Raw genomic sequence first — 23,929 nt, 5'->3', positions numbered from 1 at the left:
ATAAAAAAACTGTTTGCTTGGTTTTTTTATCAGTGAATCACAAATGAGGGGATTTAATAAGGAGGAAGAGTATGAAGAAAACGAAGTTTGGCATGATTACTTTATTGGCAGCGCTTGTTTTAGGGGCTTGCGGACAAAGTAACGAAGGTGGAACAGGTTCGACAGATACAGGAGAGTCGTCATCAGACGCTGCAGCATCAGATATCAGCACATTACCGTTAGCGGTAGTCAATGATGATGAAGTGATTGAAGGTGGAGTTTTAGACGTTGCTGTAGTAATGGACACCCAGTTCCAAGGATTATTCCAGTGGGAGTTCTATCAGGATGCCTATGACCGTGACTTTATGTTACCAAGTCATGAATATCTATTCTTACAAGATGAGGATTTTAAGATTATTGATGGTGGACCTGCAGACTTAGACTTGGATGTCGAAAACAATAAAGCGACGATCACATTACGTGATGAACTAAAATGGTCGGACGGGGTAGATGTTACAGCCGAAGATGTCATTTTTTCTTATGAAGTCATTGGTCATCAAGACTATGATGGCGTTCGCTACAATAATGACTTTACTAATATTGTTGGAATGGAAGAATACCATAGCGGTGAAGCAGATACGATTTCTGGGATCACAGCAGTTAGCGATAAAGTAGTTGAGATCGAATTTAAGGAAATGCATCCTGGAATGCAGCAATCCGGTGGAGCAATTTGGAACGCGGCATTACCAAAACATACCTTTGAAGGTATTGAAGTAGCAGATATGCCATCCAGTGATCCTGTACGGACAAACCCAATTGGTTTTGGTCCTTACAAGATGACGAATATCGTACCTGGGGAAACCGTAGAGTATGTTCCGAATGAACATTATTATGGGGGAACACCAACATTAGAAAAAATTGTGATGCGTAATGTTCCATCTGCATCGATCAATGAAGCACTAAATGCAAAACAATATGATTTAGTATTGAAAATGCCAACAGATACGTTCGATACGTATCAAGATATGGATGGCTACCAAATGTTAGGACGACCAGAACAATCATACACCTATCTTGGTTTTAATTTAGGAACATGGAATGACGAAACAAATAGTGTTGATTTTGATCCAAACGCAAAAATGGCCAACAAAGCATTGCGTCAAGCAATGGGCTATGCTATCGATAATGATGCGATTGGTGAGCGTTTCTACCATGGCTTGCGTTCAAATGGTACAACATTGATCCCACCGGTTTATGGTAGTTTGCACAGCACTGATGTGGAAGGCTACCACTTAGATATGGATAAAGCAAATCAACTCCTAGATGATGCTGGCTTTATCGATGTTGATGGTGATGGCTTCCGGGAAGATCCAGATGGCAATAAATTAACCATCAATTTTGCTTCAATGTCAGGTGGAGAAGTGGCACAACCACTGGCAGATTACTATGTCCAACAATGGCAAGAAATCGGTTTGGATGTCCAATACTCTACAGGACGTTTGATCGACTTCCAAGCATTCTATGACAAGTTGAAAAATGATGATCCAGATATCGATGTTTTCCAAGCTGCTTGGTCTACTGGATCAGATCCATCACCAACTAGCTTATGGGGACCAAATTCAGCCTTTAACTACACTCGTTACGAGTCTGAACGCAATACAGAATTGTTAGCAGCCATCGATTCAAATGATTCCTTCGATGAAGAAAAACGCAAAGAAGCATTTGATGCATGGCAAGAATATGCATTTGAAGAAGCGTTTGCTATTCCGACATTGTACCGTAACCAAGTTTTGCCGGTCTCTGATCGTGTCGCAAACTTTACGTGGGCATATGATCCAGATCATAATCCATGGGCGACTATCGGAGTGACTTCAGAATCTCGCTAATCGATTTGTTGAATCACTGAAATCAAAAGAGAACAACGCTTTTGTCGTTTTCTGAAAAGCCAGCTCAGTTTACTTCTATAGTTAACCGGAGGGATGAGTTGTGTAAAATCAAATCTGGGTCAGGATAAACCAGATACGTTTTAAGATTTTAGCCCGAAAACCAGTTAGGTCTACGCACCTAACTGGTTTTTTGTGTACAAGTTAGGCTAGCATTTGACTGAAAAACGCCTGTCCTTCAATAAGCAGACAGGCGTTTACGAAAAAGATAAATCATGTTTGTAAGGATATAGGATGATTCAAAGGGAAGAATGTTAAATGGAGATATTCGTCACGGTATGAATCAAGTTTTGCAGGTCATTTTTATGGTTCTGGTAACCGGCTTGTTCGATAACGATTAAGCTGTTTCTTAACACTTCTTTGTTTAATTGAGAAGATTGCAAATAGGAGTAAATTTCTTGATACAAGACTTGATGGATTTTCAAATAAAAATACAGAGGTGTATTAGGCAAGGGATGAGACAAAAGCAGAAACTTGTTAAGCAGATAGGAATCCTTACTTTCACTGGCAAAGGCGCAGCCATTTAAGATCACAACACTTAACAAATTTGCATAAAAGGGATCATTGGCGTAGTGAAGGATTTTTTTGATCCCATGATCTAAGTAATAACTGATGGTTTCTTGGTCAAAAATAAATAACAAATTTGAGAATAAGTTTAACTCAAAGCGCCCCCATGTTTCGATATCAAACAAGTATTGCTTTACCAGTTCAACTTCTTGGGTGTAAGCTCCTCGATTCATCAGAAATGATTCACGGTTGAGCAGCAGCAGGCCTTGGACATACAAAGAATAATAAAAAAAATTTTGTGTCTCAAAGTAGCGTTCCTCAAGGCTAGTCAAGTAGTCGATAGTCAGTGTTCGATCATAGTATCGGGTATAGAAATCTTGCACCAGCTGACGTTTTTGACCTGTGGCTTCGCTGTCGATCAACAGACTGAACTCATGAACCGTGATATTCATTTTGTCTAAGTAGTCAAACAAGGTTTGTGAAGAGAGATTTGTTTTGCGATTTTCGAAAGAAGAAAGGGTGGTGCGAGAGGAAATACCTTCGGCAAGCTTGGCTTGCGAGATTTTGCGATCTGTGCGCAGTTTTTTGATTAAAGAGCCTTGCTGTTTCATGGGGGACCTCCTTAATTGTGACGCATTTCTGAACAATGTGATTTTAATAACATGTTATCAAATATAATAGGGTATAGCAAATAATAAAGGAGGTCGTTTTTCATGGAATTTGAACCATTTGGTCCTTGGGAAATCAACCCATTTAAAAACTAGTACAGGCTTTCATTTAGAAACTTGTCATTGAAGGATCAGTGACAGATTGATAAATGAAATTTAGTTTACGTCCTGCTTTTTTCGCGGCGAACTGCGAACATTCTAAGCAGGAAAGAGAAGATCTTGAAGAATCGAAAGGTTATTTGGTTGATTCCCCCACTCAAAGAGACCTTTTCGTTTGTGGAAGTCATGAAACGCATGAATCGCGCAAGGTGGTCAGTCCCGTTGAATGTCTGTCATGCACCAGACCTTCCCCAATTTTCTGATTCTTTGTGATTGATCGTCTTTCAAGCATCATACTTCCAGCTATGACCGTAATGCACGAAGATTACGGTTTTTTGTGGTCTTATTGTGCTACACAGTAAACCTTGTATTTCAAGTGAACTAAAAGACCAAAGCTAGAAAAGAAATTCAGTGAGAAAGATAGTGAAAAAAAGTCAAAAACAAAAAAGAAAAACGTTTGCAAAAAAAGTGTTGACATTTTTTCTCAGAATGAGTACTATTATCTCAACGGAACACGAGAGTGTTCTCATTACTGGATTCGTTACTGTTCGGCAGGCAAGACCAGAGGAAAAAAGTGCATTGATTACCCAAAGTTTCTTGGGTTGTACACTTTTTTGCTTTGGTCTTCTTTTTTTGCTCCATTATTTCTATTCGCTAAAAAAGAACCGGTTCCAAGGTAAGGTCCAGTCATTGATCATCAAAGGAGGGGAGAAGTAAAACGCAATGAAGTGCCAGCTAGGTTTGACGATATCCTGCAGTACTGCCTGGAGCAGACATTTACCTCGTCACTTAATGGCAAGTCAGAGAAAGAAAAAAATACAAGACCTTCTGCATAGACGTCAAACGATGCAAAGCTGTGTATGCGCTATGCTGATCAAGGAGGATCGTTCGTGAAGATTATCAAGAGGATCAACAACAATGTTGTACTTTCAAAAGAAGATGAAGTTGAAGTGATCCTAATGGGAAAAGGGATCGGCTTTCAAACGAAACCGGGTGACCTGATTCCGGCTGAGCGAATCGAAAAAAAATACTACCCAGAAGATGACTTGACAGTGGAACATATGTCGAAAGTCATGACGAAGGCTGACGAGAAACAAATGGCCGTCATTTATGAAATCGTGCGTCTTTTTCGGGAAAGTGTTGGAACCGATTTCAATCCAAACGTTTATTTCACACTGATGGATCATATCTTGTTTGCCATCAGTCGTCAAAAGCAAGAAATTGTTTTGACCAATCCCATGCATTGGGAAATCAAGAAAATCTATGCCAAGGAATATGCGGTCAGTGTCCAAGCGGTCGAGTTGATCCGCAAAGAGCTGTATCCCGATTTTTCGCAAGAAGAAGCTGCGTTTATCACTTTGCATTTCGTCAATGCGCAAATTGAAAAAAGCGCCAATCAAAGTGCCTATGAGCACACCGAGTTGACCAACAATATTTTACGGATCGTTAAGTATAGCATGAACATCGAGTACGATGAGAATTCTTCCTACTTCCAACGGTTTGTGACCCACATTCGCTATTATTTAATTCGACAAAGTCAAGAAAAAGAAGAGCCAGTATTGGCTAATCCGATGATTGCCTTGGCTTTCAGCAGCTATCCGAAAGAAAAAGAAACCGCAGATTCGATCAAAGAATACTTATTTGAACAAAAGGGCTGGCATGTCAACGATATGGAATTGATGTATTTGATTCTGCATATCGGTAACTTAGCCGCTCACTCAAAATTAACCTAAGAATGGAAATGGATTCGTTACAGTTCGGCTGGCAAGACCTGCACTTTCTTACAATACTCGTTGAGGAGACCCGTCTCGTTTTTTATGGGTGATACTCCTGCTTGTTTATTGTAGAAATGGCCGGTCTTTTTATTTTTATTAAATGATCTATTAAAAAGGAGAAATCAAAATGGCAAAATATACTGAATTAGCACAAGACATTTTGGCCCACGTTGGCGGCAAAGAAAATGTCTCTTCTGTAAAACACTGTGTGACTCGCTTACGTTTCCACTTAAAAGACGAAAGCAAAGCAGACACAGATTATTTGCAAAAACGTGACGGTGTCGTGACCGTTGTCAAAGCAGGCGGACAATACCAAGTGGTTATCGGTAATCATGTGCCAGATGTTTACGATGAAGTGCTGAAAGTCGGCGGATTAGCCGATGGCGGCAGTCTTGATATCGACGAAGGCGACGAAAAGAAAGGCAGTTTGTTTGACCGCTTTATCGATGTCATCTCAAGCTTGTTTCAACCGTTCTTAGGTCCATTAGCGGCAGCCGGTATTTTAAAAGGGATCACAGCGCTACTTGCAGCAACTGGGATGGAAGCGACCAATGGAATCTATGTAGTAATGAATACCCTAGGCGATGGTTTGTTCCAATACTTACCTATGATCTTAGCCGTAACTGCTGCAAAGAAATTCAAGATGAATACCTATACAGCATTAGCGATTGCAGGTGCGATGGTCTATCCTGGTTTAGCAGAAAGCGTTGCTGAAGCGAGCAAAGTCTTTGGTCTAACCTTGACCTTACCAGCAGGTGGCTACTTTAATAGCGTATTGCCGATTATTTTAGCGATTTTTGTCGCTTCGAAAATTGAACAGTTTATGCGCAAAGTTACACCTGATGTAGTCAAAATGTTTGTGGTTCCTTTTGTAACGATTTTGATCACTGTGCCGTTGACCTTCTTTGTGGTAGGTCCAGTCGCAAATACAGCATCTAGCTGGATCGGTATTGCTTTCCAAGCGGTTTATGATTTCAGCCCAATCATTTATGGATTTGCTTTAGGGGCATTATGGCAAGTATTGGTAATGTTTGGTCTTCACTGGGGTCTTGTGCCATTGGCGATCATGGATATGGCGCAAAACGGCTCTTCGATTATTTTGACCGCCGCAGTGCTACCATGTTTCACGCAAACGGGTGTGCTAGCAGCGATTTGGTTGAAAACGAAAGAACCAAAAGTCAAACAAGGCGCAATGCCAGCATTGATCTCATCGATCTTCGGTGTGACTGAACCTGCGATCTACGGTTATACTTTGCCAATGAAAACACCATTTATCGTTTCTTGTTTAGTTTCAGGTTTCGTTGGTATCTACTTGTCAATCTTTAACGTTACTGGTTACGCAATGGGCGGTATGGGTATCTTCTTGTACCCTGCATATATCGATCCAGCAACAGGCAGCTTCCATAGCGTGATCCACTTAGCCATCGGTACAGTTATTGCAATCGTAGCGTCATTTATCATCATGATGTTATTGAAAGTACCAACTTTGTATACAACTGTTGATTCACCAGTCGACGGTCAAGCAACACCAGCAGCACCAGCACCAGAAGTAAAAACCGTTTCTGCCAGCGTCAAAGATGAAACAGTCAAAAGCCCAGTAACCGGTCAAGTGGTTGCTTTAGCAGATGTGGAAGACAAAGTCTTTTCTTCAGGTGCTATGGGAAAAGGGATCGCCGTTGAACCAGCGATCGGTGAAATCACTGCTCCAGCAGATGCAGAAGTCAAAATCTTGTTTCCAACAAAACATGCCATCGGCTTAGTCACTGAGGATGGGACAGAATTATTGATCCACATCGGCATGAATACGGTGGAACTTGAAGGCAATCACTTTACTGCCTACATCAACCAAGGAGACAAAGTCAAAGCCGGTCAAAAATTGATCTCTTTTGATACTGAAGCGATTCGTGCGGAAGGCTATTCCTTACTGACACCAGTCATCGTCACAAACTCTAACGACTACAGTGACATCCAAACGACACAGTCAAAAGAAGTAACAGCGAACGACAATTTGATCGAAGTCGTAAAATAAATGCGTTTATCGGCACGTCGTAGGATCAGTAAGAATGCTTTCTTACTGATCCGCTGTGTCGATCAATAAAGAAAAAGAAAGTAGGCTAATCATGACAGAAAAACAATTTCCAAAAGGCTTTTTATGGGGCGGCGCCACTGCAGCCAACCAATTTGAAGGAGCATGGAACGAAGGCGGACGTGGCCCAGCGACATCCGATACGGCGATCGCTGTCAAACCAGAAGACCGTAAAAACATGGCAGAATTTGCTGCACCAATGACTCGGGAAAAAGTCTTGTTTGCCTTAAATGACAAAGAAGGCTTGTATCCAAAACGTTGGGGATCAGATTTCTACCATCGTTACAAAGAAGATATCGCCTTGTACGCAGAGATGGGCTTTAAAACGTTCCGTCTGTCCATCGCTTGGTCAAGAATTTTTCCAAATGGTGACGATGTTCAGCCAAATGAAGAAGGCTTGCAATTTTATGACAACGTGTTTGATGAGTGTGCAAAATACGGGATCGAACCCTTAGTGACCCTCTCTCACTACGAAACACCTATCGGGATCGCGTTAAACTATGGCGGCTGGAAAAATCGCCAAGTGATCGATTTGTTCGTCAAATACGCAGAAACTGTGTTGACCCGCTACAAAGACAAAGTCAAATATTGGTTGACCTTCAATGAAATCAATATCATGGGGATCTCTGGCTATGTTGGCGGTGCCTTGTTATCCGAAGATGGCACGCAAAACCTTTCTGACATGTATCAAGCTGTGCATCATCAATTTGTGGCTTCTAGTTTAGCAACAAAATTTGCCCACGAAATCAATCCTGATATCAAAGTAGGGATGATGTTGGCACGGATGCAAGCCTACCCAGCTACACCAAATCCAGCAGATGTGATGGAAGAAATCAAGCGTGACCACGAGAATCTCTTCTTCTCTGATGTCCAAGTTCGTGGGAAGTATCCAGCGTATACGAAGCGCTTCTTTAAAGAAAACGGCATCGAAGTGACCTTCGAAGATGGCGATTTAGACATTCTTGCGCAATACCCTGTCGACTTCATGTCCTTTTCTTACTACATGAGTTCTATTGCCCGCCACAATCCTGAAGAAGGCGGCGAAGCAACGGCCGGCAACTTTTCTTTAGGCGAATCAAACCCATACTTGGAAGCCTCTGACTGGGGGTGGCAAATCGATCCAATCGGCTTGCGTGTGACTTTGAATAACTTGTACGACCGCTACCAAGTACCATTGTTTATCGTTGAAAACGGCTTAGGTGCCTTGGATACGGTGGAAGAGGATGGTTCGATCCATGACAGCTATCGAATCGATTATTTGAAGGCGCATATCGAACAAATGTATGAAGCGATCGAAGATGGTGTGGAATTGATGGGCTATACGCCTTGGGGTTGTACCGACTTAGTTTCGGCTTCAACGTCAGAAATGTCGAAACGCTACGGCTTTGTCTATGTAGACGCGGATGATGAAGGAAACGGTAGCTTTGACCGTTCCCGTAAAGATAGTTTTTACTGGTACAAAGAAGTCATTGCTACCAATGGCGGTAGTTTGTTACAGGATTAAAAAATAAACCAAAGCGGCTCTCAAAAAAGAGAGCCGCTTTTTTGTTGTGCTCAGTAAAAAAAGAAGAGAAAGGGGGTTAGCAGCTGCCATGCTAGAAAGATCAATGAAACAGTCAACGCCCATTTTTTCATTTTGGGCTTAGGCACAACGGCTTCGGGCATCAAATAGACAAGAGAGAATACTGTAAGAAAAAACAACAGGGTCAGTGGTTGGACGACAAAGGTCAGCCAGTTCATAGGGCAAGCTCCTTTTATGAGGATTGATGATTTGTTCTTTCGTGTTATTATTTTGCAAATTCATTATATATTTAGTTCGTTAAAAAGGCAAGGAGCTCATGGAATAACGATTGTGTGCAGGAAGGGGGGAGAAAAACGAGTGGCACATCCTTGTATTTTGATTCGAATCTTTCTAGAGTAACACAGTAAGCTTGAGGTTAGAATCAGAACTAGCAATAAAAAAGCCCCTTTTCAGGGGAGGGGAGTTCTTTAAAAAGATAGGAAGAAACCCGTGTATTTGATGAAGCTATTGGTCCCTAGTTACTGGGGACCTGACTAATTTACGTGGAAAACCCGCCACTGTCATTCACCGTTTTCTGATCCTCAAGTAGAAAATAAAACAAAGAAGACTAGCCGAAATCAAGAAACCCATAAAATAGAAAGTTAGCTGCATGTCAGGCATCGTATAGGAATACTCTAAAATCTTACAAACAAAGATCACTAAAGAAACCGTGATGGATAAGGAAACCCATGTGAAACGCGGCAATCGTTTCGTTACGATGATCAATCCTAACGAAAAAAAGATGACTGGTACCCAAAAGATCAAGCGAGCAAGTTGGATCATTTTATCTCTCCTCATTCAAATTGATTTGAGTAAAAGGATAGCTTACAACGTTTGTTATTAAAAATAATAACCATTGTTTCTGAGCATTTTTTCGGAAATTGTGTTTTCAACTTAAAGCATGGGCGTAATGCTGTTCTTTAAATTCTTTTGGTGTTTGCCCCGTAACTGCTTTGAAATTGCGGATAAAATGGCTTTGATTGGCAAAGGCTAATTGGGTGCTGATTTTTTCGTAGGAATAGTCTGTGAACAACAATAAATGTTTGGCTTCACTGATTTTTCGTTCCTGAATGTAACTGTGGATCGTTTTGTTCATTTCTTTTTTGAACTGATTACATAGATGGGTCTTATGTTTTTGAGTGATGGCTGCGAGGTCATCAATGGTCACTTTTTCATAGAGATGGCTGTCGACATAATTAACAATCGTCTTGACCAACAGTGATTTTTGCGCCAGCGGATAGCTATGCAGAAGCTCCATAAAGCGGTAGGTGGCTTCTTTGATATAGCGGAGGCACTCCTCGGCAGAATGAATATAAACCAGACCTTGGATCAATGAATCAGATAAGCCGAATGCTTGGTTGACTGGTACTCCTTCATCAATGCTCATGCGGGTCACGACAGCGACAAAGGCCGAAAACTTTAGTTTTAAGCCTTCCAGTTCATGAGGGGAAAGGGAAACACTGTAGGTCTCTTTCATTTTGTTAAATACCCAGACTACTTTTTCCGGCTCGTTTCGTTTGATGTAGTCAAGATAGCGCAATTCAAAATGATAGGAATCAAAGGTAGCTTCATGCACACGGCGTTCATAAAGATTGGTTTCCAAGCTAAGATCTGTTTGCATGGATCGGTCGTGGGATTCAGTTTGGTAATGCCAATGGATTTGGTCTTTTGCCAACGGCTGCTCCGCAAACAGCGTATAAAGCAGCTGGATGTATTCTTCAAAGGAGTATTTGTCTTCTTTGGAATAGTGCACATTGTAGTGGTATTCATGTTCAAGAAATAGGTAAGACGTATCTGGTGTACCAATCACTCCACAGGGTCCGATGACCATATAACAGGTTTTTCCAGCTAACTGAAACGCAAAACAACCAAGCATATATTTGCCGAAATGATAGAGATTTGCAACTGGGCCGTTCGTTTCTTCCAAATAGTGTTTCAGAGGATTCTTGGCTGTTAAGGTGAGTGGGGGATACAGCGGAGTCCCTTCTTGATCCAAGAGAATCATCGGGATCAAATATTTGCGATAAAGCAGATCCATGGCGGTCGTAAGTGTTGTTTTGTTCATGAGACACCTCAAAGTCCAAACATTGTTTTTTCTTTTAGTATAACGTAAATTTTTTAGCATTCAATAAACAATTTATTATAAACACTAGTTTTTTAGTATATCTAAGGAAGGATTCTTTCTATAATTCAGATAAATAAAACGGTTACAGGAAGGAGTAAACATGGATAGTAAAAAATTGAAAGAATTGTTTCAGCAATTGACGCCAGAAGAAAAAATCGCTCAGACGATTCAATTGAATGGCAGTTTAGTCATTGAAAATGAGGTGATGACTACTGGCCCGATGCAAGATTTAGGGCTTCCACCAAATTTGAAGATTCACGAGATTGGTTCGATTTATAATGTGAACGATTACCAAAAATTGATTCAGTTACAGAGGGAAACGTTAGCACACAGCCGACTAAAGATTTCTATGCTGTTTATGTCGGACGTCATCTACGGGTTTCGAACGATTTTTCCGATTCCCCTTGCCCAAGCAGGTTCCTACGATTTTAATTTGATCGGGCAAGCCGCTGAGATGACCGCCAAAGAATGTTACCAAAATGGCCTTCATGTGATCTTTTCACCCATGCTGGATCTTGTTCGCGATCCTCGCTGGGGCAGAGTGATGGAGTCGCCAGGAGAGGATGTGTATACTGCCAAACGTTTTGCTAAAAGCGTCGTGACCGGCTACCAAGGCAATCTTGATCAAGGAGTGGCAGAAAATCACGTTGCTGCTTGCATCAAACATTTTGCTGGTTATGGTGCACCCGAAGCGGGCAGAGAATACAATACGGTCGATATGTCCAATCAGCGCTTATTCAATGAATATTTGCAACCCTATCAAGCGGCGATCGAAGCCCAAGCACTGCTAGTGATGACGGCCTTCAACATATTGAATGGTGAACCTGCAACGGGTAGCCGCTGGTTGAACCGAGAGATTTTGCGCGAACGTTTCGGTTTTGATGGGGTACTGGTCTCCGATCATGCCGCCATCAAAGAATTGGTCCCCCACGGTTTTGTCAAAGATGAACGGGAGGCCGCTCAGAAAGGTTTGGAAGCGGGCGTTGATTTTGATATGATGACATCGGTCTATGCGACGCATTTGCCAGAACTGATTAAACAACCCGAATTAGCCGCGTTGCTGGATGAAGCAGTCTGGCGAATTCTCGTACTAAAAAATCAATTAGGTTTGTTTGAGGAACCCTATCGAGGGTTGAAAACGCAACAAACTGGAGAGGTTTTGTCGGATAAAGCCAAAGAGCTAGCCGTTAAGCTAGTAGAAAAAAGCTGTGTGCTGTTAAAAAATGAGGACAGCTTACCTTTGAAAAAGGACCAAACCGTCGCTGTGATCGGTCCTTATGGAGAAAGCCGGTTGACCTTAGGTTTTTGGGCGTCAGTCAGCGGCAAGCCACAAGACACGATTCCTTTAAAAACCGGTTTGCTGCAGCATTTCGCACCCGAAAACTTGATCTTTGCTCGTGGATACAATCTATTCGACTCGTATGAGCAATTTGGTCCTTTAAAAGCCGGGATCGAACAGCTGAATGGACCGATCGAACCAGAAGATCAGTTGCTTTTGGAAGCCATGGAAGCCGCCGAAGCCGCCGAAGTTATCGTCTTGACTTTTGGAGAGCAGTTTTTGGAGAGCGGCGAAGGGGCATCAAAAGCTCATTTGCAGCTGCCATTGAAACAAATTCGTTTGATCCAAGCGTTGAAAAAAACTGGCAAGCCTTTGATTGGCGTGCTTTACACTGGCAGACCGTTAGTCTTAACACAAGTGGAAGCATTATTTGATAGCCTGTTGCTCGTATGGTATCCAGGAACGATGGGCGGGATCGGGATCGCCAATCTGTTGAGTGGGCAGGCTTCTCCGACGGCAAAACTGGCGATGACCTTTCCTCGGAGTGAAGGACAGATCCCACTATACAGTGCCCAACTGCCAACGGGCAGACCTTTGACAGATAGTGAGCATTCTGATCGCTTTTTGTCAAAATACCGCGATGAATCAAATGAACCCTTATTCGCATTCGGAACAGGTCTTAGTTACAGTTCGTTTACTGGTGAATGGCTTGGTAGTGAAGTATCTAGCGAGACAATCCATTTGGCTTATCGAGTGAAAAACCAATCGGCAATAGCTGCAGAAACCGTCATCCAAATTTATCTCATGCAGCGCCCAGCGGCAATGGTTCGTCCAAGTCGCCAATTAATTGCGAGTGACCTCATCTCATTCGCGCCCCAAGAAGAAAAAGAGCGCAGATTGTCACTGCCGTTGTCAGAACTTGTTTTCTATGACAATCAAGGGAAGAAACACATAACCAAAGGTACTTATCGATTCCTAATGCGGATCGATCAAAAAGAAACGATGCTTAGTGTAACGATCTAAACTAAAGGAGTGAGAAAGAATGGAAAAATTAGAAGCATTTTTAAGTAGCAAACTATTACCAATGTCACAAAAATTACAACAAAACAAAGTATTGGCCGCTTTGATGGAGGGGTTTATTCGAACAAGTCCCATCACTTTAGGAATTGCGTTTATCACGATCATTGGAAATTTTCCGATTCCTGGTTGGACGGACTATTTGACGAAAATTGGCATCTTCCAGCATGTTGAAGCGATCACCAACGGAGCAACTGGCGTTTTTGCCTTGTATGTTGTATACAGTTTGGCGTATTCTTACGCAAAACAATTAGGAAGCAATGAACGCAATTCAGCGATTATTTCTTTAGCTAGTTTCATTATGTTGATGCCACAAACCGTCGCAACAACTGTCATGCAAGATGGCCAAGCAGTGGAACAAACGATTGGTGCCTTGAAGCTTGATTTCTTAGGCGGGCAAGGACTGTTTATCGGCATGCTGACCGCTTTGTTGGTCACTCGCTTTTATGCTTTCTTATCGAGAAAAAACATTATGATCAAGCTACCGGATAGTGTTCCCCCAATGGTAACCCAATCTTTAGCACCAGTGTTTGTTGTCACGATCATTTTTGCAGTCGTCTTTGTCTTACGTGTCTTATTTGGGTTTACTTCATCCGGTTCGATTTTCCAATTCTTTATCGATGTGATCAATGCGCCGTTGAACTCCTTAGTTGCCAGCCCGCTATCGATCATCATCATTATGGAATTATTAGCTGTTTTATGGTTTTTCGGAATTCATAATGCAGTTTTACAAGGACCACTCGGGGCGATTAGTATGACCATGGTCGTTTCAAATATTGCCGCTTACCAACAAGGACAAGCGCTGCCTTATCTGATTCCTTCAGTGATTTATATGGGCATGTATGCTGCTGGCTTCATGGGCTTTGTGACCTTCTTTATGATCCGCAGCAAATCGGCAAAAATGAAACAATTAGGAAAATTGTCGTTTATCCCGTCGATCTTTAACATCACAGAGCCAATCATGTTCGGGATGCCGATTATTTTGAATCCGTTGTTCTTTATTCCGCAAGTCTTTACACAATTGATCGCTGGCTTTGTGACCTGGGGATTGGCAACAACGATCCTCCCAATCAGCTTGAATCCAACCATGAGTCTATTGCCATGGACCACACCGACTTTTATCAAAATGCCCTTTTCAGGAGGGCTTAACTACACGATCTTAATGATCATCTGTATGCTGATCGGTATTGTTATGTGGTATCCGTTTCTAAAAATTGCGGATAAAAAAGAGTACGAATTAGAAATGGCTGCTGAAAAAAAGCAAGCAAGTGAAGCAGCAAAAATGACAGAAAAAGTCGTGGAAGAAATTCAAGCGTAAACAAAGGAAGTGGCACATTTGGTTTATTTAGGAATTGATATCGGTGGGACGCACATCAAAACGGGATGGGTTGAAAAAAATGAAGTCACCGACGGACGAAGTTTTCCCACCCCGGCAACGCTGGCGGCATTTAGTGAAACTATCAAAACGATCCTCCAAAACTATGCCCGTCAAGTTTCTTTCACGAAAGTGGCTATCGCAGTCCCTGGTTCAGTTAATGAAACAGGGACGGTCTTCTTTGGTGGTGCCTTGCCATACCTTGATGGGGTAAATTTGCCAGAATTGATCTGCCAGTTAAGCGATGGCATGGTGACAGAGGTTACTGTCGAAAACGACGCAAAAGCCGCCGCGCTAGGGGAAATGAAAGCCGGCAATCTGCAAGGGATCCAAAATGGTGCGGCGATCATTTTAGGAACCGGCGTGGGAGTTGGTCTTTGTCTCAATGGAAAACTCTATCGTGGGCATCATGGACAAGCTGGTGAAGTCAGTTTTATGATTCGTGACCGACAAATGAGAGGCGCGGACTCTTTTGTGGGGGTCGGTCTTTCGGCTGTCGGATTAATTGAGCGTTTGGCTGCTAGTATGGCTATCGCGCCTGATGGTCCTTTGGTCTTTGATACCCTTACGAAAACTGCTGATCCTGAGGCAGAGGCTTTATTTTTAACTTATACCAAAGAAGTCGCTGTCTTGTGTTTCGATCTTCAGTGTCTTTTAGCTCTGGAGAAAATCGTTATCGGTGGCGGGATCAGCCGTCAGCCACGCTTGATCGAAGCCATAGCTAGCAGCTATCAAGCTATTTTTAAAACCGCACCAATCATTGAGAAAACGCTGCAGCCAGTTGCGATCCAAGCCGCTTATTTTCAAGCGGACGCCAATTTGATCGGCGCAGCCAAGGAGGAACCGTGGGATGAGTAAATTTCCGGAAGCATTTTTGTGGGGAGCATCCACTAGTGCTTATCAAGTAGAGGGCGCATGGGCAGAAGACGGCAAAGGTCCCTCAGTGCAAGATCTCAAAGAGATTCCGCAAGGGACCACTGATTTTAAAGTAGCATCAGACCACTATCACCGATATGAAGAAGATGTGAAATTGTTTAAAGAATTAGGGTTAAAAGCCTATCGTTTTTCCATATCATGGAGTCGAGTCATGCCCGATGGTCAGGTCAACCCAGCAGGATTGGCGTTTTATCAAAACCTGATCGATCTGCTACTAGAAAACGAGATTCAACCGATCGTCACCGTTTTCCATTTTGACCTGCCCGTTGCGATCGCGAAGCAAGGTGGGTGGGAAAACCGAGAGACGATCCAAGCATTTGCTGATTACTGCCAATTACTGTTCGAAAACTTTGGTCATCAAGTCCCGCTATGGCAAACCATCAACGAGCAAAATGTGATGGCACTTGCTGGTTCGGTCATTGGGACGAGTCAAAAATCCATGAAAGAAAAATTTCAAGAAAATCACCATATGCTGGTGGCACAAGCATTGGTGACCCAACAGTTTCATGCAGGTAATTTTAGCGGCAAGATTGGCCCAGCACCGAATATCGCCAGTGTCTATCCAGCTTCTGAAAAACCAGCCGATCAGCTGGCAGCTCTTTCTATGAGTGCGCTGAGAAATTGGTTATTCCTAGATGCGGCTGTTTTCGGCACATACAACCATAACGCATGGCATTTGTTAGAGACGATTGGTGCAGCACCGACAGTCACTGAAGCAGATCGAAAGATTTTGGCAGCTGGAACATGTGATTACATCGCATTGAATTATTATAATACGATGACCGTCAGCAGCTATTTTCAAAAAGAGACAAAACTCGATCAACAGTCTGGTTTCGGGATTCCTGGCTTTTTCCAAACAGTAGAAAACACCCATTTGCCAATGACTGAATTCGGTTGGCCGATTGATCCAGAAGGCTTTCGCTTTACGTTGAACGAAATCTATTCCCGTTATCGTCTGCCTCTTTTGATCACGGAAAACGGCATCGGTGCCAAGGATGTTTTGACAACTGATGGTAAAATCCACGATGATTATCGCATCGACTACTTGCAGCAGCACATAAAACAGATGGCATTGGCGATCGAAGACGGCGTCGATGTGATCGGCTATTGCCCGTGGAGTGCCATTGATCTCGTCAGTACTCACGAAGGCATCGCTAAACGGTACGGGTTTATCTATGTCAATCGTACGGACGAGCAGCTGTTGGACTTGGCGCGATACAAGAAAGATAGTTTTTATTGGTATCAAAACGTCATCGATAAAAATGGGTTGGGAGAGTAAGCGATGTTTTTTCAGGAATATCTATTTGATCCAGAAGCGCAAGCCGGTTTGACAGTGTACCTGCATGAGGAAAAAGCCGAGTATGAACGGGTGGGCGATCGTCCGTTTGTCTTGGTGATTCCCGGTGGCGGCTACTCCTTTTGCAGTGAGCGGGAAGCTGAGCCGATTGCCTTAAATTTTGCTGCCCAAGGCTTTCACGCCGGGGTCTTACGCTATCATGTAGGGACACATCGCAGTTTCAGCCATTCCTTAGCAGATGCCGAAAAAGCGATTGTCAAAATCAAAGAACTAACCAGTGAATGGGGAATCGATGCCGAAAAAATCGCTGTGATCGGCTTTTCTGCCGGCGGCCATTTGGCAGCGGCGTTATCAACACTCTCCTCAATGAAACCGAGCTTATGTATTTTAGGCTACCCAGCGATATTGTCTTCATTTGCTACTGTGATGAAGATCGATGCCCCTTCATTAGAGGAATGTGTCACAAAAGATATGCCGCCCACTTTTTTGTTTTCAACCTTTGAAGACAATGTCGTTCCTATCGAAAATTCATTGGCGTATCTGCAGGCCCTAGAAGATCACGAGGTTCCCTTTGAAAGTCATATTTTCCAAAAAGGACGTCACGGTCTTTCTTTGGCGACCGAACGCTTCGGTAATCGTAAAGAAATGGTTGATCCACGTTTTGCCCGTTGGTTTGATGAATGCGTCGAATGGCTAGAGTTGAACTGGGCAGATAAAGTTGCCCAGCCAGCTTTGTTTCCTGATTTAGGGCAGTGGCCAATTCGGGCATTACTCGAGTCAGGTGAAAACAAACGCTTGCTGTTGCAGGCTTTTCCATCATGGGCAGACAAAAGCCGCTTAAAAATCGTAAAAAACATCAGCTTGCAGCAACTACTAACGATCATGCCAGAAGCTTTTGAGAATGTTTCTTATCAAGCGCTTGTTTTGCAGCTGATTGATCCTAGAAAGGAAGAGTAAAGATGAAAGCAATCCTGGTCCATGAAAGCTATAAGGCTTCAACAGAATTGATCACCCAAGAGCCACAAGCGATTGAACAGTTATCAGCTGTTCGTAACAGTACTGCTGCTTGTCAGTTGCTGCTGCACGATGGCAATCGCAATCATTATATTATTGGTGACGAGTTTTCGATCCCCGATGAAATCGAGATTCCCATGATACGTGTTGAGATTTTTAGCGAATTGCCGGTCAAAGCGCAATTCGTCGATTATTATGTCGGTCAGCAGGAATTGGCGTACGCCGATAAATTGCTTGAACGAACTGCCAAAACCTATCCTGGCGATCGCTTTGCGCCTCTTTATTTGGAGTGGCAGATCGATGAGACAATCAAACCGAAAGTTTATCCCGTGAAAATCAAGGTCTATCGGGCACACTTGACTAGCCAAGAGGAGTGCTTGTTAGAAAAGAACCTAACGATTGAAGTGGACACTTTTACTTTTCCAAAAGAATATTTAGAAACGTTCCACTTAAATATGTGGCAGCAGCCCAGCAATTTGGCTCGCACCTTTGACGTTCCGTTATGGAGCGATGCCCACTTTGACTTGATCAAGGAAATGGCTGAGAGTCTCGCTGCGATAGGACAAAAAGCGATCACAGTGATCGCCGGAGAGATCCCTTGGAAGGGCTGGTTCAATTACATCGTCAAAGATTATCCCGCCAATTTATATGAGTATTCGATGGTAAAGGTCAAAAAGACGCCAGACGGAGAACTGTCCTGCGATTTTTCTGTGCTGACACGTTACCTTGATTGTTTTTTTGCTGCGGGCATCAAAGATGAAATTGATGTGTTTGGTTTATTAGGGGTCTGGGAACCGCCATTTTTTCCGTTAGTCAACTTGGACCATCCAGAAAAGTTGGTGATTCGCTTTTATGATGAGGGGAAAGGCGCCTTTGGCTTTATTCATCAAAAAGCTGAGTTGCAGGAGTATCTACGCCAAGTATTTGATTATTTTAAAGGAAAGAATCTGTGGGAGAAGGTTCGCATCGTTTCTGACGAACCGAAGAAACATCAAATCGACAGTTTCCGAGCCTCGTTAGCTGTTTTAAAAGAAATTGATCCGTCGATCCAGATCAAAGCTGCTTTTGATAAAGAAGACGTGTTATTTGAGCTGCTGCCAGTGATCGATCATCCTGTGACTTCCTATTACTGTACTTGCAACCATTACGAAACACTAGCACAAAGCCATCCGGGCAAGATGCAGTACTATGTCTGCAATTATCCCGACAAACCAAATACCTTTTTGCATAGTCCCCTGTTAGAGACGCGAATGCAAGGAATCTTATCGTATCAGTTCAAAACAGACGGCTTTCTGCGTTGGGCCTACAATTGCTGGCCAGAACATGCTCGGTCCGATATTCGGTACAATACGAGCTCACTACCGATCGGTGATCTTTGTTTCGTCTATCCTGGCAATCACGGACATTTATTGTTGTCCCTAAGGTATAAACAACTACAGCGGGGGATTGAAGATTTCTATCTCTTGAAGACCGCTCAAGCTGTACAACCGCAGCAAACCGACGCCGTAGTATCAGATTTTCTTAAAGTTACAGACACGAAACACTGGATGATCGACAGCCATCACAGTCATCCCGATGTTTTTCTACAGACCGCAAAGGAGATGGAGGCCTTTCATCGGGCCCTCCTCGAACTGCTAGAAAAGTAGCAAAATCAAACACTGCACCCAGAAATTTCACTACGATTTTCCAGAAGAATAGTGAGATACCTGTGGGCGTTTTCACTACTGATTCACGCAGCTTTTTCGTTTTACTAGGCATCTGTTTTCTTACAGATGCTTTTTTTCTGGTGAGCGTTTCGTTTTTCATTCCCTCCATCTTCCTTTACACTTTTAAGTAAGGTCATAACAAACTATGACAAATAGAAGTAGAAATAATCAAGGAGGAAACGAGCATGTCAGAAAAAATCAACAATCCGTTAACGAAGTATTATGATGGCAAATTTGAAAAACAGGTGCAAGAAGCACCGGCAATTCAAGGAAAGATGCAGCCAGTACCTGATTGCGGGGAAGAAAGCTACGCAGGTTCAGGCAAATTAGCTGGACGCAAAGCATTAGTGACCGGTGGTGATTCTGGTATTGGTCGAGCAGCAGCGATTGCTTTTGCCAAAGAAGGCGCCGATGTTGCAATCAACTATCTTCCTTTTGAAGAAGAAGACGCGCAAGAAGTCAAGGCAGTCATTGAAAAAGCCGGACGCAAAGCAGTTTTGATCCCAGGAGACTTGAAAGATGAAACTTTCGCTCGTCAATTGGTTCATGAAGCAGCCAAAGAATTAGGCGGGTTAGATACGTTGGTTCTAAATGCTGGGATGCAACAAGCGGTGAAGGACATCAAAGAGTTGACTACACAACAAATTCAAGATACCTTTACAACGAATATCATCTCGATGTATTGGACAGTCCAAGAAGCGTTGGATTATCTGCCAGCTGGTGGGAGCATCATCACGACCACTTCGATCCAAAGTGCGGAGCCTAGTGCCCATCTTTTAGACTATGCAGCCACGAAAGGTGCTATTACTTCCTTTAGTAAAGGGCTAGCTGCTCAATTAAGTGAAAAAGGCATTCGGGTCAATACGGTGGCTCCTGGTCCAATCTGGACACCACTTCAAATTTCGGGTGGACAGCCACAATCTGCGATCCCAGAATTTGGTCAAAAAGAACTGATGAAACGTGCTGGACAACCAGTCGAATTAGCACCAGTCTATGTTTTCTTAGCCTCTGATGAAGCAAGTTATGTAACTGGTCAAGTTTACAGTGTAACTGGCGGTAGCTTCTTCGCTTAAAATTCCTAGGACTAAAATAGTAGAAAAAAGCTCGAGCAAAGAGGCTCGGGCTTTTTTGCGGATGAAAATGGAATCGGCAACTTATTTTCCTTGTTCGGCAAACATCTTGGTCATCATCAGTTGATTGATCTTTGCAAAAACGGCTGCCCACTCTTGCTCGGCTTGCAGGTTAGACAGTAAGACTAATTTTTCGGAAAACATCACTTCTTCATAATTATCCGTGATCAATAAATCTGCGGCTTCCATTTGTTTGACGAAAGTCACAGAAGCTTTAGAATAAATCGAACGAATCCTCGTCTCAATCATTTGCTTTGTGCGGTATTGAATCGTCGTTTGAATATAGATCGACACGGTCGGGGGCGTATTCATCTGTGTTTCCAAATACAAGAGATGAGCCAGATAAGGCAACTGTGTCTGTTCAAAATACTCTTTATCCAAGTCAGCAAATGGATACTTTTCAACATGGGTCAGTAAAAGTGTGCAGATTGCTTCATAGGTTCTGTCTTTAGAAGGAGCATTTTCAGTCAACAGTTGGTGTTCTAGCTGCCACACTTCCAGAAGATCGATGCCGATAATGATCGATAGATTGAAGACCAGTAGACAGCTGCTTAATAATTTTTCGAATTCGGCGGCTTCCTGACTTGGAGCAAAGGTATCGTGCCAATCTTTGATCATTGCAGTGAAAAAGCGCACAAGATCAGTATCAGAATGTTTGATCTCTTGGATGATCGTTTGATTCTTTTCTTGGGGAACAACCCCTGGCAAAAAGACATGCAAAAAGAAATTCAAGTAAAGATACTCTGACTGAAGCATCTTTTCTGAGGCATAATCGGCACTCAAAAAAAGTGATTCGAGAATTTCTTCTGGTAAAAAACAATAGAAATTCATCAATCCCATGTATTTTTCAGGAATCGGCGGCAAATATTTTTTCTGGATCGTTCGGCTGACCACTGCTTGCCAAAATGCAGCGAGTTTATTTTTCGTCAACGGATCAAAGTGAGAAACAGCAAAGAATGCCGTAAATTCTTCGACATTTTTATGGGAAACACTCGGCAAAAGCCACAAATCAGCAGGCGCACTTTGGGTCAAGAAACTGTAGGTGAAAATACGGATATCAAGCTCTTTTCCAGCAAGAACGATGCGATTATTCAGGTCTGTTCGAATTCGGATTTGAAATTTTTCCAATAGTTGGTTGATTTTCTTGATCAACCGATACATATGCGATTGGCTGACATGCAAATCCAAACATAATTGAGTCAAGGTCATTTGCGGGCGCCCAATCAAGTAATGAATCAGGTTGTATTGTGTGGAGTTGAGCAAGTAATGATACATCAATTGTGCATAAAAAGGTTCATCATCCTCTGTTCGATCAAGAAAATACTGATTGTAATGATTTTTTGATAGAAGCAGGTGAGGTGAGAGCAGCTGCAAATCTTCATTTAAAAAATAGATATATTTTTGCAGGCTTTTTTGCGGGATATTCAAAACTTCTGACAGTTGGACCAATGTCACTCCGTTGGAATTGCAGACAACTTTGAAAATCTCTAATTTCTTTTCTTCTGCGGGAGAAATGAATTCTCGATACATAAGGGATTCTCCTTTTTGGCGTTTTTTTTACGCTAAATCTGTGAACCGTATGATAACCATGATGGATTATACTTATGATAGATGAGAATAGAATGAAAAAACACCAATTAAATTATTATTTTTTAAGGCTGTTTTTTCGATGACCCTCGGTTTCTCATTAAAAAAAGTGAAGGAAGAGATGAAAATGAACAAAAAGGTACGAATGTTAGGTTTGGTCGGAATGGGTTTAGGAATGGCGCCCACTACGGCAGCTGCAGCAGAAGCGAATCCAACGGCTTCAATGACGAGTCAAGCAACACTAACGATCGAACAAGGAATCTTGTCACTGGATCAGGTGACCAATTTTAACTTCGGTACAAGCAGTATCCAAGATATCGCTACCGATGAACAAGTGATTCAAACAACGTCGGATGAAGTGACATCGATCACGGATTACCGTGGACCAAATCAAGCTGGCTGGCAGTTGACTGCGCAATTATCGAAAATAACGAATGCCAGCGATAACGAGCTAGCAAATGCCAAAGTCACTTTAAATGGTTCAACGGCTTCGGGCGATGCAACGCTAGTATCGGGCACCGAATTGATGGTAGGAGCAACAGAACCTACATTGATCGCTTCTGCTAATGGGACGACCGGCTTAGCAACCAATGACTTTAACTTTTCCAATGCTTCATTAACCGTACCAAAACAAAATGTGAACAGCGGCACTTATAGTGGAACGATCACTTGGACATTATCAAACACCTATCAAGCAGAATAGCAAGGAAAGGGCGACAATGAAAAAACAAATCAAGTGCTTCGTACTCATTAGTTTCTTTATCAGTTTGTGTTGCTTTACGAAAGTCACCGGTCATGCACAGACCACACGGTTCACTGTAACCCCAGAACTTCCCCAAAATCAAGTCAGTGACGTCAGTTATTTCGACTTACTGGTAAATCATGAGACCGAACAGAATTTGACCGTTGCCCTTCATAATACAAGTTCAGAGCCGTTGACCATTAAAGCAGCAGCACTAAATAGTTATACGGCCTCTACTGGGATCATCGCGTACCAAGCAGAACAGACCGCCGAAGAGAACCAAGGAATCTCGTTTAGTCAATTGATTGAAAATCCGAGACAGACGATCCAGCTTGACCCTGGAGAAAGTCGTCAGGTCCATTTTACCCTTTCAATGAAGGCAAAAGAATTTGCAGGAGAAATACTTGGTGTGTTTGACTTTGAAGAAGAACCGGCGGAAACAACTGAAAGTCAGCAAACAAATCTGCAAGCCAACTATAAAATTCAACAAGGGATCCGCTTGCGTCAGAATGTAGCAACCATGCCTGACCCCCAGTTGTCTTTGGTCAATTCTGAGGCGGTGGAAAGATATGGTTCTACAGCTCTCAAAAGTAGGATCCGCAATGATCAGCCCACAGCCTTTGGCAACATCACTGTCAGAACAGTGATACGTGAGCAAGATAGCGGCAACAAGGTCGGTGGGTTTTCTGCAGAGAATTTTCAAATAGCTCCGAATTCGGTTTTGGAGCTGTTTAGTGCCTTTGATCAGAACATTCTCGAACCGGGGACCTATCTATTACGGATTGAGTTGAATGCGCCTAAAGGAACATGGGTGTTTGAGGATTCGGTGGTGGTTGATCGCAAGCAAGCCAACCTTATCAACCGTCAGACAACGTTAGGTGCAGCGTATCTTCAAAAACAGTACTGGCTCTATGCAGGAGGGCTACTTCTCTTTCTGTTTGTCCTACTTCTCTTTTTCATTTTATATAGGAGACGTAAAAAAGCAGAAGCAGATGTTAGGCTGTCAGTGCAAGAAGAATCAGAATGAAGAAAGCGGAGGACAG

The 23,929-nt window shown here is 42.7% G+C and carries 18 protein-coding genes; 13 read left to right on the top strand and 5 right to left on the bottom strand.

Going from position 1 to position 23,929, the window contains the following annotated elements:
• Positions 1-71: 71 nt before the first annotated feature.
• Positions 72-1,865 carry an oligopeptide ABC transporter substrate-binding protein gene (locus IGK63_RS09955; protein ID WP_429972490.1) on the top strand — a complete coding sequence of 598 codons (1,794 nt, stop codon included), beginning with the start codon at positions 72-74 and terminating at the stop codon, positions 1,863-1,865.
• Between the two features lie 311 nt (positions 1,866-2,176).
• Here IGK63_RS09955 and IGK63_RS09950 read toward each other — a convergent pair whose 3' ends face one another.
• Positions 2,177-3,040: a helix-turn-helix domain-containing protein gene (locus tag IGK63_RS09950; RefSeq protein WP_016613447.1), complete on the bottom strand. Its 864-nt coding sequence runs from the start codon at positions 3,038-3,040 to the stop codon at positions 2,177-2,179.
• Between the two features lie 1,046 nt (positions 3,041-4,086).
• Here IGK63_RS09950 and IGK63_RS09945 point away from each other — a divergent pair.
• The 3 genes from IGK63_RS09945 to IGK63_RS09935 all read left to right on the top strand — a co-directional run bounded on the left by IGK63_RS09945 (position 4,087) and on the right by IGK63_RS09935 (position 8,561).
• Positions 4,087-4,929, top strand: coding sequence for a PRD domain-containing protein (locus tag IGK63_RS09945; RefSeq protein WP_008378663.1), 843 nt, complete (start codon positions 4,087-4,089; stop codon positions 4,927-4,929).
• Between the two features lie 169 nt (positions 4,930-5,098).
• Positions 5,099-7,000, top strand: coding sequence for a beta-glucoside-specific PTS transporter subunit IIABC (locus IGK63_RS09940; RefSeq protein WP_016613444.1), 1,902 nt, complete (start codon positions 5,099-5,101; stop codon positions 6,998-7,000).
• Positions 7,001-7,091: 91 nt separating this feature from the next.
• The gene (locus IGK63_RS09935; RefSeq protein ID WP_008378658.1) at positions 7,092-8,561 is read left to right on the top strand and encodes a glycoside hydrolase family 1 protein; all 1,470 of its coding nucleotides are present in this window, start codon (positions 7,092-7,094) and stop codon (positions 8,559-8,561) included.
• Between the two features lie 50 nt (positions 8,562-8,611).
• On the opposite strand, the gene IGK63_RS09930 is transcribed toward IGK63_RS09935, so the two are convergent.
• The 3 genes from IGK63_RS09930 to IGK63_RS09920 form a co-directional block, all read right to left on the bottom strand.
• Positions 8,612-8,797, bottom strand: a complete 186-nt coding sequence (locus IGK63_RS09930) for a hypothetical protein (RefSeq protein WP_016613442.1) — start codon at positions 8,795-8,797, stop codon at positions 8,612-8,614.
• 346 nt (positions 8,798-9,143) lie between these two features.
• Positions 9,144-9,401 (bottom strand): hypothetical protein, encoded by a 258-nt coding sequence (locus IGK63_RS09925; RefSeq protein ID WP_005235163.1) that lies wholly within the window; start codon positions 9,399-9,401, stop codon positions 9,144-9,146.
• A 106-nt stretch (positions 9,402-9,507) separates the two neighbouring features.
• Positions 9,508-10,743, bottom strand: a complete 1,236-nt coding sequence (locus tag IGK63_RS09920) for a helix-turn-helix domain-containing protein (protein ID WP_016613441.1) — start codon at positions 10,741-10,743, stop codon at positions 9,508-9,510.
• Positions 10,744-10,843: 100 nt separating this feature from the next.
• On the opposite strand from IGK63_RS09920, the gene IGK63_RS09915 reads away from it, so the two are divergent.
• The 7 genes from IGK63_RS09915 to IGK63_RS09885 all read left to right on the top strand — a co-directional run bounded on the left by IGK63_RS09915 (position 10,844) and on the right by IGK63_RS09885 (position 20,500).
• The gene (locus tag IGK63_RS09915) at positions 10,844-13,045 is read left to right on the top strand and encodes a glycoside hydrolase family 3 N-terminal domain-containing protein (RefSeq protein ID WP_429972489.1); all 2,202 of its coding nucleotides are present in this window, start codon (positions 10,844-10,846) and stop codon (positions 13,043-13,045) included.
• 19 nt (positions 13,046-13,064) lie between these two features.
• Positions 13,065-14,417 (top strand): PTS sugar transporter subunit IIC, encoded by a 1,353-nt coding sequence (locus tag IGK63_RS09910; protein WP_016613439.1) that lies wholly within the window; start codon positions 13,065-13,067, stop codon positions 14,415-14,417.
• 9 nt (positions 14,418-14,426) lie between these two features.
• Positions 14,427-15,332, top strand: a complete 906-nt coding sequence (locus tag IGK63_RS09905) for an ROK family protein (protein ID WP_429972488.1) — start codon at positions 14,427-14,429, stop codon at positions 15,330-15,332.
• The gene (locus tag IGK63_RS09900) at positions 15,325-16,689 is read left to right on the top strand and encodes a glycoside hydrolase family 1 protein (protein WP_016613437.1); all 1,365 of its coding nucleotides are present in this window, start codon (positions 15,325-15,327) and stop codon (positions 16,687-16,689) included. Before IGK63_RS09905 ends, IGK63_RS09900 begins: the two co-directional genes overlap by 8 nt.
• Before the next feature lie 3 nt (positions 16,690-16,692).
• Positions 16,693-17,664 (top strand): alpha/beta hydrolase, encoded by a 972-nt coding sequence (locus IGK63_RS09895; RefSeq protein WP_429972487.1) that lies wholly within the window; start codon positions 16,693-16,695, stop codon positions 17,662-17,664.
• A gap of 2 nt (positions 17,665-17,666) precedes the next feature.
• Complete coding sequence (locus tag IGK63_RS09890) at positions 17,667-19,367, top strand: DUF4091 domain-containing protein (RefSeq protein ID WP_016613435.1); 1,701 nt, start codon at positions 17,667-17,669, stop codon at positions 19,365-19,367.
• 245 nt (positions 19,368-19,612) lie between these two features.
• A complete protein-coding gene (locus IGK63_RS09885; protein WP_005235175.1) occupies positions 19,613-20,500 on the top strand; it encodes an SDR family oxidoreductase in 888 nt (295 codons plus the stop codon).
• Between the two features lie 81 nt (positions 20,501-20,581).
• On the opposite strand, the gene IGK63_RS09880 is transcribed toward IGK63_RS09885, so the two are convergent.
• On the bottom strand, positions 20,582-22,087 hold the full coding sequence (locus IGK63_RS09880) for a helix-turn-helix domain-containing protein (protein WP_005235177.1): 1,506 nt from the start codon (positions 22,085-22,087) through the stop codon (positions 20,582-20,584).
• Between the two features lie 139 nt (positions 22,088-22,226).
• Here IGK63_RS09880 and IGK63_RS09875 point away from each other — a divergent pair, with 139 nt between their 5' ends.
• On the top strand, positions 22,227-22,847 hold the full coding sequence (locus IGK63_RS09875; RefSeq protein WP_016613433.1) for a WxL domain-containing protein: 621 nt from the start codon (positions 22,227-22,229) through the stop codon (positions 22,845-22,847).
• 16 nt (positions 22,848-22,863) lie between these two features.
• A complete protein-coding gene (locus IGK63_RS09870; protein ID WP_016613432.1) occupies positions 22,864-23,913 on the top strand; it encodes a DUF916 and DUF3324 domain-containing protein in 1,050 nt (349 codons plus the stop codon).
• The last annotated feature ends 16 nt before the right edge of the window (positions 23,914-23,929 follow it).

Source organism: Enterococcus sp. AZ040 (assembly GCF_050499185.1).
Lineage (GTDB): Bacteria > Bacillota > Bacilli > Lactobacillales > Enterococcaceae > Enterococcus_D > Enterococcus_D entomosocium.
Note: the sequence above shows the minus strand (reverse complement) of the source record. Positions and strands in the feature narration are given on the sequence as shown.

Excerpts from the sequence above, each read along its gene's own strand:
- IGK63_RS09915 (WP_429972489.1), top strand. The coding sequence starts at position 10,844 with ATGGATAGTAAAAAATTGAAAGAATTGTTTCAGCAATTGACGCCAGAA.
- IGK63_RS09910 (WP_016613439.1), top strand. The coding sequence starts at position 13,065 with ATGGAAAAATTAGAAGCATTTTTAAGTAGCAAACTATTACCAATGTCA.
- IGK63_RS09925 (WP_005235163.1), bottom strand. The coding sequence starts at position 9,401 with ATGATCCAACTTGCTCGCTTGATCTTTTGGGTACCAGTCATCTTTTTT.
- IGK63_RS09885 (WP_005235175.1), top strand. The coding sequence starts at position 19,613 with ATGTCAGAAAAAATCAACAATCCGTTAACGAAGTATTATGATGGCAAA.
- IGK63_RS09935 (WP_008378658.1), top strand. The coding sequence starts at position 7,092 with ATGACAGAAAAACAATTTCCAAAAGGCTTTTTATGGGGCGGCGCCACT.
- IGK63_RS09920 (WP_016613441.1), bottom strand. The coding sequence starts at position 10,743 with ATGCTAAAAAATTTACGTTATACTAAAAGAAAAAACAATGTTTGGACT.
- IGK63_RS09900 (WP_016613437.1), top strand. The coding sequence starts at position 15,325 with ATGAGTAAATTTCCGGAAGCATTTTTGTGGGGAGCATCCACTAGTGCT.
- IGK63_RS09870 (WP_016613432.1), top strand. The coding sequence starts at position 22,864 with ATGAAAAAACAAATCAAGTGCTTCGTACTCATTAGTTTCTTTATCAGT.
- IGK63_RS09950 (WP_016613447.1), bottom strand. The coding sequence starts at position 3,040 with ATGAAACAGCAAGGCTCTTTAATCAAAAAACTGCGCACAGATCGCAAA.
- IGK63_RS09880 (WP_005235177.1), bottom strand. The coding sequence starts at position 22,087 with ATGTATCGAGAATTCATTTCTCCCGCAGAAGAAAAGAAATTAGAGATT.
- IGK63_RS09955 (WP_429972490.1), top strand. The coding sequence starts at position 72 with ATGAAGAAAACGAAGTTTGGCATGATTACTTTATTGGCAGCGCTTGTT.
- IGK63_RS09890 (WP_016613435.1), top strand. The coding sequence starts at position 17,667 with ATGAAAGCAATCCTGGTCCATGAAAGCTATAAGGCTTCAACAGAATTG.
- IGK63_RS09940 (WP_016613444.1), top strand. The coding sequence starts at position 5,099 with ATGGCAAAATATACTGAATTAGCACAAGACATTTTGGCCCACGTTGGC.
- IGK63_RS09875 (WP_016613433.1), top strand. The coding sequence starts at position 22,227 with ATGACCCTCGGTTTCTCATTAAAAAAAGTGAAGGAAGAGATGAAAATG.
- IGK63_RS09895 (WP_429972487.1), top strand. The coding sequence starts at position 16,693 with ATGTTTTTTCAGGAATATCTATTTGATCCAGAAGCGCAAGCCGGTTTG.
- IGK63_RS09930 (WP_016613442.1), bottom strand. The coding sequence starts at position 8,797 with ATGAACTGGCTGACCTTTGTCGTCCAACCACTGACCCTGTTGTTTTTT.